Annotated in this window: 8 protein-coding genes; 6 read left to right on the forward strand and 2 right to left on the reverse strand. The window is 71.8% G+C overall.

The features are described from left to right. Positions 1-151: 151 nt before the first annotated feature. The gene (locus HB370_RS11335; protein ID WP_030792476.1) at positions 152-1039 is read left to right on the forward strand and encodes a DUF4184 family protein; all 888 of its coding nucleotides are present in this window, start codon (positions 152-154) and stop codon (positions 1037-1039) included. Here HB370_RS11335 and HB370_RS41355 read toward each other — a convergent pair. Beyond that, entirely contained in the window at positions 930-1358 is a 429-nt protein-coding gene (locus HB370_RS41355; RefSeq protein ID WP_208974386.1) for a hypothetical protein, read from the reverse strand. The genes HB370_RS11335 and HB370_RS41355 overlap by 110 nt on opposite strands. A gap of 985 nt (positions 1359-2343) precedes the next feature. Further along, positions 2344-5070 (reverse strand): DNA polymerase I, encoded by a 2727-nt coding sequence (gene polA / locus HB370_RS11345; RefSeq protein ID WP_030783666.1) that lies wholly within the window; start codon positions 5068-5070, stop codon positions 2344-2346. Positions 5071-5392: 322 nt separating this feature from the next. Here polA and HB370_RS11350 point away from each other — a divergent pair, with 322 nt between their 5' ends. The 5 genes from HB370_RS11350 to HB370_RS11370 all read left to right on the forward strand — a co-directional run bounded on the left by HB370_RS11350 (position 5393) and on the right by HB370_RS11370 (position 13093). After that, the gene (locus tag HB370_RS11350; RefSeq protein ID WP_030783663.1) at positions 5393-7705 is read left to right on the forward strand and encodes an FdhF/YdeP family oxidoreductase; all 2313 of its coding nucleotides are present in this window, start codon (positions 5393-5395) and stop codon (positions 7703-7705) included. A 50-nt stretch (positions 7706-7755) separates the two neighbouring features. Further along, positions 7756-8247: a hotdog fold thioesterase gene (locus HB370_RS11355; protein ID WP_030783661.1), complete on the forward strand. Its 492-nt coding sequence runs from the start codon at positions 7756-7758 to the stop codon at positions 8245-8247. Positions 8248-8980: 733 nt separating this feature from the next. Beyond that, positions 8981-10216 carry a branched-chain amino acid ABC transporter substrate-binding protein gene (locus HB370_RS11360; protein WP_030783658.1) on the forward strand — a complete coding sequence of 412 codons (1236 nt, stop codon included), beginning with the start codon at positions 8981-8983 and terminating at the stop codon, positions 10214-10216. A 114-nt stretch (positions 10217-10330) separates the two neighbouring features. Further along, positions 10331-11260, forward strand: coding sequence for a branched-chain amino acid ABC transporter permease (locus HB370_RS11365; RefSeq protein WP_030783655.1), 930 nt, complete (start codon positions 10331-10333; stop codon positions 11258-11260). A 6-nt stretch (positions 11261-11266) separates the two neighbouring features. After that, entirely contained in the window at positions 11267-13093 is a 1827-nt protein-coding gene (locus HB370_RS11370) for a branched-chain amino acid ABC transporter permease (RefSeq protein ID WP_030783653.1), read from the forward strand. The last annotated feature ends 3 nt before the right edge of the window (positions 13094-13096 follow it).

The following is a 13096-nucleotide window of genomic DNA, read 5'->3' on the forward strand; positions in this document are numbered from 1 at the left end:
GTTGCTGTCAACAGGCACGCGTTGATACCCGAAGTTCACCGTCCGGCCAACCCCGGTCGCCGCGCGCGGCCTTGGCGCGGCGTCACGGATACTGGCCGGATCCGGTCACCGGCGCTCCCGTACGGGCCGCCGTACGCCCAGGGAGGCTCCATTGCCGTTCACGCTCAGCCATGCGGCGGCCGTGCTGCCCGCGGTCCGCCGGGACGGCGGCGGGCGGGCCCGGCTGGTACCCGCGCTGCTCGTGGCGGGCTCCTGTGCGCCCGATCTGCCCTACTACGCGGCTGATGTCCTGCCGGGCGGCATGGGGTTCGGCTCGGTCACGCACGCGTTCACCGGGGTCGTCACGGTCGACGTCCTCCTCGCCTGGGCGCTCGCGGGGCTGTGGCTGGCGGCCCGGGAGCCGTTGCTCGCGCTGCTGCCGCGGGCGTGGCAGGGACGGCCGGCCGCCCTGCTGCGCTGCGGGGCGCCCCGCGCGCGCGTGCGGGGCGGCTCGGTGGTCCGGTGGTACGTCTCCGCGGTGCTCGGCGCGCTGACCCATGTGGTGTGGGACGCGTTCACCCATCACGACCGGTGGGGGACGCGGCTGGTTCCGGCCATCGGACGGGACCGTCCGGCGGGCGTGCCGCTGTACACCTGGCTGCAGTACGGGTCGTCGGCGGCGGGTGCGGTGCTGATCGTGGTGTTCGTGGTCCGGGCGCTACGAGGGCTGCCCGGCGGGGTGCCCGTGGGGGTGCCGGTGCTGTCCGTACGGGACCGGTGGTGGGCTCTCGCGGTGATCGGGGGCTGCGCGCTGGCGGGGGCGGTGTGGCGGACCGCCCACTGGTGGGAGCGGGGCGGTACGGGCGCGCGGCCCTGGGAGCTGGTGCCCACCCTGTGTTTCGGGGTGGGCGCCGGACTGGTGCCGGGGCTGCTGGTGTACGCCGTGGGGGTCAGGATCCGGCGTCCGGCCGCTGGTCCCGGAGGTCACGGGGATCACGGGGATCACGGGGGGCACGGCGGGGCGGCCGGTGCGGGCCGGGGGCGGCCGGTCGCTCGGTGAGGGGGGCGACGAAGACCGTGAGCGTGTTCCGGGGGCGTGCTCTGGGGAGCAGGGCAAGCGCGAGAGCGAGATAGCCGCGGGCCAGGTCGGTCCACTGGCGCCAGTCGGGGATGCGGGCGGGGCGGGCGGCGAGCCCGCGGCCGAGGCCCTTGGTGACGGTGCGGACGGTCGTGGCCAGGTCGGCCGGGATGCGGGCGGTGCTTGCGTCGGCCGCGAGGGCCGGGACCGGCGCGGCGGGCACGGCCTGCGCCGAGGCGACACCCGCCCAGGCCCCGGCGGCTGCCTCGGGCGTCCGGCGGTGAAGCATGCGTATACCCATGCCCGCAGTGTTGCGGCTGCGGGCGGTGGGGGGCGTTTTGACGGGGGCCACGAGAGTGACGGGCCCTCCGGGGGTTTGGCCGGGTTGTCGGGGTTGGGGGAGTTTTCGGGGGTGTGGCTCGGGGGTTGTTCCGGGATGCGGTGTGGGGGTCTTCGGGGGGTGCGGTGGAGGGCTGATTCGGGGGCGGTGCGGGGCTGTTTCAGGGGGCGGCGCGGGGCCGCTTGGGGGGCGGTGCGGGGCTGATTCGGGTGCTTCGGCATGCGGTGCTGGGCTGCTTCGGGGGGCGGTGGGTTCGGCACCGCCGGTCTGCGCCGTGGTGGTTGATCGCCGTTGCGGCGGAGGACGGGAGGGCGCGGAGGAGGGAGGGGGCGGTGGCGGCGGTCAGTCCCCGCGGCCGACGTCGTCCGTGCGGCGGAGGACGTCCCCCTGTGGCGACGGGCTGCCGGTGGCGCGGCGGGCGGCCGGAAACGCGGCGAGTCGATCGGTGACGCGGCGAGCAGGCAGAAACGCGGCGGGCGGGCGGAAACGCGGCGGGCTGCCTGTGGCGCGGCGAGTCGACCGACGGCACGGCGAGAGGCCGGAAACGCGGCGAGTCGACCGACGGCGCGGCGGGCGGACGGTGACGCGGCGAGTCGACCGGTGGCCGGTGTGGCGGGGTCCTCTGGTGGGGCCGCGGGCGGCCGACGCGGCAGCGGTCAGCCCAGTGTGGCGGCTGCCGGGCGTAGGGCAACCGGCAGTGGTCAGCCCGTGTGCGGACGGTGCCGCGTGCGGCGGTGGTCGTCCCATGTGACGACGGTCAGCCAATGCGGCGGACACCGTCCCTACGGCACAGGTCGTCCCCGTCTGGCGGCGCGGTCGGCCGGCCGGTGTCGCGGCCGTCGGCCGGTGTTCGTGGTGGGTGGCCGGAGTGGCGGCGGAGAGGGGCACGTAGCGGAGCGTGAAGGCTCTGGTCGGTGCGGGGTGGGCTCTCCGCCGCCTGGTGGGGTCAGTGGGCCGCTGATTCCCAGTCCGGGCCGACGCCGACCGAGACGTCCAGGGGGGCCCTGAGCTGGACGGCGTTCGCCATCTCCCGGCGGACGATCTCCTCCGTGACCGCCCGCTCGCCGGGGGCGATCTCCAGGACGATCTCGTCGTGGACCTGGAGCAGCATGCGGGACTTCAGGTCCGCCGCCCGCAGCGCGCTGTCCACCTTCAGCATGGCGATCTTCACGATGTCCGCCGCCGTGCCCTGGATGGGCGCGTTCAGGGCCATGCGCTCGGCCGCCTCACGGCGCTGGCGGTTGTCGCTGTTGAGGTCGGGCAGGTAGCGGCGGCGGCCGAAGAGCGTCGCCGTGTAGCCCGTGGCGCGCGCCTCGTCGACCGCCCGGCGCAGGTAGTCCCGCACCCCGCCGAAGCGTTCGAAGTAGGCGTCCATCAGGGCACGGGCCTCGCCCGCGTCGATGTTCAGCTGCTGGGAGAGGCCGAACGCGGACAGACCGTAGGCGAGGCCGTACGACATCGCCTTGATCTTGCGGCGCATCTCCGCGTCCACCGCCTGGGGCTCGACCCCGAAGACCTGGGACGCGGCGGTGGTGTGCAGGTCCTCGCCGGAGGTGAACGCCTGGATCAGGCCCTCGTCCTCCGAGAGGTGGGCCATCACCCGCAGTTCGATCTGGCTGTAGTCCGCGGTCATCAGGGACTCGAAGCCCTCGCCGACCACGAAGCCCCGGCGGATCGCCCGGCCCTCGTCGGTGCGCACGGGGATGTTCTGCAGGTTCGGGTCCGTGGAGGACAGGCGTCCGGTCGCGGCCACGGTCTGGTTGAACGTGGTGTGGATACGGCCGTCGCCAGCGATGGTCTTGATCAGGCCCTCGACGGTCACCCGGAGCTTCGCCTGCTCACGGTGGCGGAGCATGATCACCGGCAGTTCGTTGTCGGTCTGGGTGACGAGCCACTTCAGGGCGTCGGCGTCGGTGGTGTAACCGGTCTTGGTCTTCTTCGTCGTCGGCAGTGCCAGCTCGCCGAAGAGGACCTCCTGGAGCTGCTTGGGCGAGCCCAGGTTGAACTCGCGGCCGGCCGCCGCGTGCGCCTCCTTCACGGCCTGCTGCACCGCAGCCGCGAACATCTGCTCCATCGCTTCCAGGTGCGCCCGGTCGGCCGCGATGCCGTGCCGCTCCATGCGGGCGAGCAGCGCGGAGGTGGGCAGCTCCATGTCCCGGAGCAGGTCCGCGGCGCCGACCTCCCGCAGGCGGTCCTCGAACGTCTCGCCCAGGTCCAGGACCGCGCGGGCCTGGACCATCAGCGCCTGGGCCTCGGCGCCCTCGTCCGCGCCGAAGGCCAGCTGGCCGTCGGCCGCGGCGGCGGGCGTCAGCTCGCGGTGCAGGTACTCCAGGGCCAGCGCGTCCAGGTCGAAGGAGCGGCGGCCGGGCTTGACCAGGTACGCGGCGAGCGCGGTGTCCATGCCGACGCCCTCGATGCTCCAGCCGTGCTCGGCGAAGACCCGCATGGCGCCCTTGGCGTCGTGGAACACCTTGGGCCGGCCGGCGTCGGCCAGCCAGGCGGCGAACGCGTTCTCGTCGGCCTCGTCCAGCTCGGACGGGTCGAACCAGGCCGCCGGTCCCCCGGCCGCGGCGAGCGCGACCTCGGCGACCGAGCCGGTACCCAGGGCCCAGGTGTCGACGGTGGCCACGCCCAGCGGCCCGGCGCCGTGCTCGGCGAGCCAGGGGGCCAGCTCACCGGTGCGCAGGACGCTGCCGTCGATCTCGACGCCGTCGGTGGTGACCGGGGTCGTCTCGGTCTCCTCCGTGCCGGGGTCGACGGCGAAGAGGCGCTCGCGCAGGGACGCGTTGCGGATCTCCAGGGTGTCCAGGACCATCGCCACGGCCTTGCGGTCGTACGGGGCCCGCTCCAGGTCGGTGACCGTCCTGGGCAGCTCGACCCGCCGCTCCAGCTCGGTGAGGACGCGGTTGAGCTTGACGGACTCCAGGTGGTCGCGCAGGTTCTGGCCGGCCTTGCCCTTGATCTCGTCGGCCCGCTCGACCAGCTCGGCGAAGGAGCCGAACTGGTTGATCCACTTCGCGGCGGTCTTCGGGCCGACGCCGGGGATGCCGGGGAGGTTGTCGGACGGGTCGCCGCGCAGGGCCGCGAAGTCCGGGTACTGGGCGGGCGTCAAGCCGTACTTCTCGAAAACCATCTCCGGGGTGAACCGGGTCAGCTCCGAGACGCCCTTCGTGGGGTACAGCACGGTGATGTTCTCGGTGATCAGCTGGAAGGAGTCGCGGTCGCCGGTGACGATCAGCACCTCGAAGCCCTCGGCCTCGGCCTGGGTGGCGAGGGTGGCGATGACGTCGTCCGCCTCGTACCCCTCGACGGCGAAGCGCGGGGCGTTCATGGCGTCGAGCAGTTCGCCGATCAGCTCGACCTGGCCCTTGAACTCGTCGGGGGTCTTGGAGCGGTTCGCCTTGTACTCGGTGAACCGCTCCGAGCGCCAGGTCTTGCGGGAGACGTCGAAGGCCACCGCGAGGTGCGTGGGCTCCTCGTCACGCAGGGTGTTGGCCAGCATCGACGCGAAGCCGAAGATCGCGTTCGTCGGCTGGCCGGTCGCGGTCGTGAAGTTCTCCGCGGGCAGCGCGAAGAACGCGCGGTAGGCCAGCGAGTGCCCGTCCATGAGCATCAGCCGGGGACGGGTGCCGCCGGGGGTCTTGTCGGTCTGCTTCGGTGCTGTCTCTGCCACGTCACCGATCCTGCCACGAGCCACTGACAACCCGGACCGCCCGCCCGCGACCGGTGCGGACCGGACACGGCGGGCGTCGCCGCACGCCGTCCCCCGGGAAAGCCATGCGCCGTCCCCCGGGGAAGCCGTACCTCGTCCGCCGGGGAAGCCGTGCGCCGTCCTTGGTAAAGAGGTACGCCGTCCCTTGGCAAAGAGCGGCGAAAGACACACCCCGCAGCGGGCAATGGTCCCGGCCTCCGCACGCCCGGCCGGTGTCGGTGTCGGTGCCCCGTGGGAGGATCGGCAGCGGTACTTCTCACACGCAGTCGAAGGGGAGCGCGCGATGGCGACGAAGCCGCCCAAGGGTGATCCGGTCCAGGACGCGCCGCAGGTCGCGGAGCCGAAGCACGCGGCGGCGGGGCTGCCGGCCATCCGGCACACGCTGCGCGTCGCCCAGCGGCAGATGGGGGTGAAGCGCACCGCGCTCACGCTGCTGCGCGTGAACCAGAAGGACGGCTTCGACTGCCCGGGCTGCGCCTGGCCGGAGCCGGACCACCGGCACGCGGCCGAGTTCTGCGAGAACGGCGCCAAGGCCGTCGCCGAGGAGGCCACGCTGCGCCGGGTCACACCGGAGTTCTTCGCCGCGCACTCCGTCGCCGACCTGTCCGGCCGCAGCGGCTACTGGCTGGGCCAGCAGGGCCGGCTCACCCACCCCGTGTACCTGCCCGAGGACGGCACGCACTACGAACCGGTCTCCTGGGAGCGGGCCTTCGACATCATCGCCGAGGAGATCGCCGCCCTCGGCTCCCCCGACGAGGCCGTCTTCTACACCTCGGGCCGCACCAGCAACGAGGCCGCGTTCCTGTACCAGCTCTTCGCGCGCGAGCTGGGCACGAACAACCTGCCGGACTGCTCGAACATGTGCCACGAGTCGTCCGGGTCGGCGCTCGGCGAGACCATCGGCGTCGGCAAGGGCAGCGTCCTGCTGGAGGACCTCTACCAGGCCGATCTGATCATCGTCGCGGGCCAGAACCCGGGCACGAACCATCCGCGCATGCTCTCCGCGCTGGAGAAGGCCAAGGCGAACGGCGCGAAGGTCATCAGCGTCAATCCGCTGCCCGAGGCGGGCCTGGAGCGCTTCAAGAACCCGCAGACCCCGCAGGGCATGCTCCGGGGCGCCGCCCTGACCGACCTGTTCCTGCAGATCCGCATCGGCGGCGACCAGGCCCTCTTCCGCCTCCTGAACAAGCTGATCCTTCAGACGGAGGGCGCGGTCGACGAGGCGTTCGTCCGCGAGCACACCCACGGCTTCGAGGAGTTCGCGGCGGCCGCGCGGGCCGCCGACTGGGAGGAGACGCTGGCCGCGACCGGCCTCACGCGCGCGGAGATCGAACGGGCCCTCGGCATGGTCCTGGCCTCCGAGCGGACGATCGTGTGCTGGGCCATGGGCCTCACCCAGCACAAGCACTCGGTGCCGACCATCCGGGAAGTGGTCAACTTCCTGCTGCTGCGCGGCAACATCGGCCGTCCGGGAGCGGGCGTGTGCCCGGTGCGCGGGCACAGCAACGTCCAGGGCGACCGCACCATGGGCATCTTCGAGCGGCCCGCCCCGGCCTTCCTGGACGCCCTGGAGAGGGAGTTCGGGTTCGCGCCGCCGCGCGAGCACGGCCTCGACGTCGTACGGGCCATCCGCGCGCTGCGCGACGGCCGGGCGAAGGTCTTCTTCGCCATGGGCGGCAACTTCGTGTCCGCCTCGCCCGACACCGAGGTCACCGAGGCGGCGATGCGCCGGGCGCGGCTGACCGTGCACGTGTCGACCAAGCTGAACCGCTCGCACGTGGTCACGGGCGCGCGGGCGCTGATCCTGCCCACCCTGGGCCGGACCGAGCGCGATGTGCGGGCGGGCGGCGAGCAGTTCGTGACGGTGGAGGACTCCATGGGCATGGTGCACGCCTCGCGCGGGCGCCTGGCCCCCGCGAGCCCGCACCTGCGCTCCGAGCCGGCCATCGTCTGCGGCCTGGCGCGCCGGGTGCTGGGCGAGCGCAGTGTCGTGCCGTGGGAGGAGTTCGCCGAGGACTACGGGGCGATCCGTGACCGCATCGCCCGCGTGATCCCCGGTTTCGAGGACTTCAACGCGCGCGTGGCCCGGCCCGGCGGCTTCGCGCTGCCGCACGCGCCGCGTGACGAACGGCGTTTCCCGACCGCCACGGGCAAGGCCAACTTCACCGCGGCACCGGTGGAGTACCCGGCGCTGCCCGAGGGCCGGCTGCTGTTGCAGACCCTGCGCTCGCACGACCAGTACAACACCACGATCTACGGCCTGGACGACCGTTACCGGGGCATCAAGGGCGGGCGCCGGGTGGTCCTGGTGCACCCCGAGGACGCACGCGCGCTCGGGTTCGCCGAGGGGGCGTACGTCGACCTGGTGAGCGAGTGGCAGGACGGGGTGGAGCGGCGGGCGCCCGGCTTCCGGGTCGTGCCGTATCCGACGGCCCGGGGATGCGCGGCGGCGTACTACCCCGAGACGAACGTGCTGGTGCCGCTGGACGCGACCGCCGACACCAGCAACACCCCGGCCAGCAAGTCCGTCGTCGTACGTCTCGAAGCCCACACCGGGGACACGGGCCGCCGTCTGGAACAATCGGCGGCCGACTGAGCGTTTGCTCAGCGAGCAGAGTGGACGTACGACGGACGGAGCCGGGCCCCATGGGTGAGCAGCAGCAAGTGAAGTTCCCGCAGCAGGTCATCGACGAGTACGCCGCGCTCGGCGTGGACCTGCCCGCCCTGTTCTCGGCCGGGCACCTGGGCACACGCATGGGCGTGCAGATCCTGGAGGCCTCGGCGGACCGGGTGGTCGGGACCATGCCGGTGGAGGGCAACACCCAGCCGTACGGCCTGCTGCACGGGGGCGCCTCCGCGGTGCTGGCGGAGACGCTGGGCTCGGTCGGCTCCATGCTGCACGGGGGCGTCTCGAAGATCGCGGTCGGTGTGGACCTCAACTGCACCCACCACCGCGGGGTCCGCTCGGGCCTGGTGACGGGCGTGGCCACGCCGGTGCACCGGGGCCGGTCGACGGCGACGTACGAGATCGTGATCAGCGACGAGGAGGGCCGCCGGGTCTGCTCGGCCCGCCTGACCTGCCTGCTCCGCGACGCCCGCCCGGGCGACGAGCCCCCGGCCCGTCCCGCCGCGAGCTGACCCCGGCCCACTCCGGAGCGCCCGGGTCCCCGCAGACCGCCCCCGCCGGAGCCCGGAGGGGGCACGCGCGCACAGGGCGGCGGGCGAGGACCGTACACAACGCGGCCGCCGCCCTCCCGAGAGGCGGCGGCCTCCGCCACGCCACCCGGCCGCGGCGGCCGGCCCGTCACCGTGACGCGCGCGACCCGGCCGCACGAAGGACTGCCGCCGGCGACGGAACCCTCAATTCCGTTCCGCGCCGGGGCGGGTTCCGCCCGCAAGATCACGGCAACGGCGCACGTGACGAAATACGGAAAAGCCCCCAGGAATGTCGGACTCCCTTTCCTTGCCGTAACCCTGCGTAATGCGCGCGCAATACAGACGCGGCGCTTCACCCTGGGCCCGCACTGCGCGGAGTATCTCTCCGAGGCGCCGGAAGTCGCTTGTGGCAACAGATCACAGTCATCAGCAAAACGGCCGAGACACCTGAATTGATCATGGCCGGTCCAGCGGGTTCTCAGAATGCGGACGGCGCGAAACGGTCCGAATTCCTCCTTCCCGCCCACCGGGTACCGCTGTGCATTACGCCGTGTCATAACAAGAGAGTCACAGCCTCGGTCAGACACTCCTCCACGTTCCCCACACACGCTTAGAGTCACCGCCAGTCACCGCGCCTTCGGATTGTCAATTCAGCGCGGCGCGCGACTCCGCCGCGTCCATGGGGAAGCGGTTGTGCCTGGGGAAAGGACTGATCGTGCGTCAACGTTCGCTTATCGCCGTCACCGCCGCGCTGGCCGCGGGAGCGCTCACCCTCACCGCCTGCGGCTCGCGCGACAGCGGCGACAAGGGCTCCGGCTCCGGCACGGACGGCGGCGAGACCGTCGTCATCGGCGTCGACGTCCCGCTGACCGGCGACCTGTCCGCCATGGGCCTCGGCATAAAGAACTCAGCGGACCTCGCCGCCAGGAACGCCAACAAGCAGAACCTCGTCAAGGGCGTCACCTTCAAGATAGAGGCCCTGGACGACCAGGCACAGCCGTCCGCCGGCCAGCAGAACGCCTCCCGGTTCGTCTCCGAGAAGGAGGTCCTCGGCGTCGTCGGCCCGCTGAACAGCTCGGTCGCCGAGTCGATGCAGAAGGTCCTGGACGACGCCCGGCTGGTCCAGGTCTCCCCGGCGAACACCGGCCCGTCCCTGTCCCAGGGGCCGAACTGGCAGACCAAGAAGGAGCGCCAGTACAAGGCCTACTTCCGTACCGCGACCACGGACGCGATCCAGGGCCCGTTCGCCGCCCAGTACGTCGTCAACACGGCCAAGAAGAAGAAGGTCTTCGTCATCGACGACAAGAAGACCTACGGCTCCGGCCTGGCCGCCACCTTCACCGCGGAGTTCAAGAAGCTCGGCGGCCAGGTGGTCGGCACCGAGCACATCAACCCGGACACCAAGGACTTCTCCGCGGTCGCCACCAAGGTGAAGAACTCGGGCGCCGAAGTCGTCTACTACGGCGGTGAATACCCGCAGGCCGGACCGCTCAGCAAGCAGATCAAGGCCACCGGCGCCAAGATCCCGCTCGTCGGCGGCGACGGCGTCAAGGACGACACCTACATGAAGCTGGCGGGCGCCGAGAGCACCGGCGACCTCACCACCTCCGTCGGCGCCCCGGTCGAGGACCTGCCCTCCGCCAAGCAATTCGTCGCCGACTACAAGGCCGCCGGCTACAAGGAGGGCTACTCCGCCTACGGCGGCTACGCCTACGACTCCGCCTGGGCGGTCATCGAAGCCGTGAAGAAGGTCGTCGACGCCAATGGCGGCAAGCTCCCCTCCGACGCCCGCCAGAAGGTCACCGAGGCCATGCAGAACGTGTCCTTCGACGGCGTGACCGGCAAGGTCTCCTTCGACCAGTACGGCGACGCCACCAACAAGCAGCTGACCGTGTACGCCGTGCAGAACGGTGCCTGGGTTCCCGTCAAGTCCGGTACGTACACCGGCTGATCCCCGCGCCTGAACCACTCGCGAGCCGCGCGGGGCGCTGTTTCCACTGGCGCCCCGCGCGGATCCGCATCCGGCCACATCCCTCGCACTTTCCGAACGCTCGGAGGACATGCGGTGAACGAACTGCCGCAGCAGCTGGTCAACGGCCTGCTACTGGGAGCCATGTACGGGCTGGTCGCCATCGGGTACACCATGGTCTACGGCATCGTCCAGCTCATCAACTTCGCCCACGGCGAGATCTTCATGACGGGAGCCTTCGGCGCGCTCACCGTCTGGCTCTGGCTCCCCGGCGGCACCACCATGTGGCTCGCCCTGCCGCTGATGATCATCGGCGCCGTCATCGTCGCGGTCGCCATCGCCGTCGGGGCGGAACGATTCGCCTACCGGCCCCTGCGCAACGCCCCCCGCCTCGCACCCCTCATCACCGCCATCGGCCTCTCCCTCGCCCTCCAGCAGGCGGTGTGGGCCTGGTACCCCGAGGCGAAGTCCGCGCGCACCTTCCCGCAGATCTCCGGCGGCCCCTTCGAGATCGGCAACGTCACCATCCAGACCGGCGACATCTTCCTCGTCGCGGCGGCCCCCCTCTCCATGGCGGTCCTCGGCTACTTCGTGCTGAAGACCCGCACCGGCCGCGGTATGCAGGCCACCGCCCAGGACCCGGACACCGCCAAGCTGATGGGCGTCAACACCGACCGCATCATCGTGATCGCGTTCGCGCTCGGCGCCGCGTTCGCCGCGGTCGGCGCCGTCGCCTACGGCCTGAAGTACGGCGAGATCAACTTCCGGATGGGCTTCATCCTCGGCCTCAAGGCGTTCACCGCGGCCGTCCTCGGCGGCATCGGCAATATCTACGGAGCCATGATCGGCGGCGTGGTCCTCGGCGTCGCCGAGACCCTGGCCACCGCCTACATCGCCGACATCCCCGGCATGGACAAGTTCGGCAGCCAGTCCTGGGCCGACGTCTGGGCCTTCGTACTCCTCATCCTCGTACTGCTGTTCAGGCCGCAGGGCCTGCTCGGCGAGCGCGTCGCGGACAGGGCGTGAGATTCGATGACCACACAGACCACCGCACCCGGAACCCCCGGCGCCCGCAAGGCCGACGCCACCGGCGGCCTGCTGCCCCTGCCGGAGAAGGCCGCCCGCGCCCTCGCCCTCGGCGGCAGCGTGCTCACGGCCCTGTCCACCTTCCTCGCCTGGACCTGGACCGCCGACTTCCCCGGCGACCTCACCGTCTACGGCTACCCCGGCGGCCTCCAGGTCCTCGTCCTCGTCGGCGCGCTCCTCGCCACCCTCGTCGCCCTCGCCTCCTACGGCCTCAAGGGCCTGCGCTGGCTGGTGCCCGCCGGAGCGGACCCGGCCCTGCGGCTCGCCACCCTGGCCGTCTTCGCCACCAGCTGGTACACGGTCCTCGCGATCAGCGCCGACCTCGGCGGACTCGTCAACCTCGAACCCGGCGGCTTCCTCGTCGCCCTGGCCAGCCTCGCCGCCCTCGCCGGCGCCCTGTCCCTGCCCTTCCGGCGGCCCGAGCCCGACCCGGCCGACCCCGACGACACCGGCTGGGCGAAGACCAGGCACGACCTCGCGCACGCGTGGGCGACCACCAAGGCCGTCTTCGCCGCCGACTCCCCCCGGCCCGTGCCCGCGCTGCCCCCGTACGCCGAGATCCTGATCATCGTCGGCGTCCTCGCGCTCGGCCTGACCGTCTTCACCTACGGCATCGGCACCGAGTACGACGAACAGTTCATCGGCTTCCTGATCACCGCGGGCCTCGGCTTCGCCGCCCTCAACAAGGCCGGCCTGATCAGCCACGCCTCCCAGATCACCGCCCGGCACCAGAACATCACCACCTGCGGCGCCTTCGTCGCGGCCGCGCTGTTCCCCTTCACCCAGACCGACGACCAGTACGCCACCCTCGGCGTCTACATCCTGATCTTCGCCACCGTCGCCCTCGGCCTGAACATCGTCGTCGGCCTCGCCGGCCTCCTCGACCTCGGCTACGTCGCCTTCCTCGGCGTCGGCGCCTACGCGGCCGCCCTGGTCTCCGGCTCCCCCAGCTCACCGTTCGACGTCCACTTCCCGTTCTGGGCCGCCGTGCTCGTCGGCGCCGCCGCCTCCCTCGTCTTCGGCGTGCTGATCGGCGCCCCGACCCTGCGACTGCGCGGCGACTACCTCGCCATCGTCACCCTCGGCTTCGGCGAGATCTTCCGCATCACCGCCAACAACCTCGACGGCACCTCCGGACCCGACATCACCAACGGCTCCAACGGCGTCTCCTCCATCCCCAACCTCGACGTCCTCGGCTTCGACTTCGGCGCCCAGCACGACCTGGGCGGCTACACCATCGGCCGGTTCGCCAACTACTTCTTCCTGATGCTGATCATCACCGCGGTCGTGGTGCTGGTCTTCCGCCGCAGCGGCAACTCCCGCATCGGACGCGCCTGGGTGGCCATCCGCGAGGACGAGACCGCCGCGCTCGCCATGGGCATCAACGGCTTCCGGGTCAAGCTCATCGCCTTCGCCGTCGGCGCCTGCCTCGCCGGACTCGCCGGCACCGTCCAGGCCCACGTCACCTACACGGTCACCCCCGAGCAGTACCTCTTCGCCGGCCCCATCCCGCCCAACTCGGCCTTCCTGCTCGCCGCGGTCGTCCTCGGCGGCATGGGCACCATCAGCGGCCCCCTGATCGGCGCCGCCCTGCTCTTCCTCATCCCCAACAAACTCCAGTTCCTCGGCAACTACCAGCTCTTCGCCTTCGGCGTCGCGCTCATCCTGCTGATGCGGTTCCGCCCCGAGGGCCTCATCCCCAACCGGCGCCGGCAGCTCGAATTCCACGAGGACGCCGAAGCACCCACCCTCCTGACGAAGGCGGGGGCCTGACCA

Source organism: Streptomyces sp. DSM 40868 (genome assembly GCF_011820545.1).
Lineage (GTDB): Bacteria > Actinomycetota > Actinomycetes > Streptomycetales > Streptomycetaceae > Streptomyces > Streptomyces eurythermus.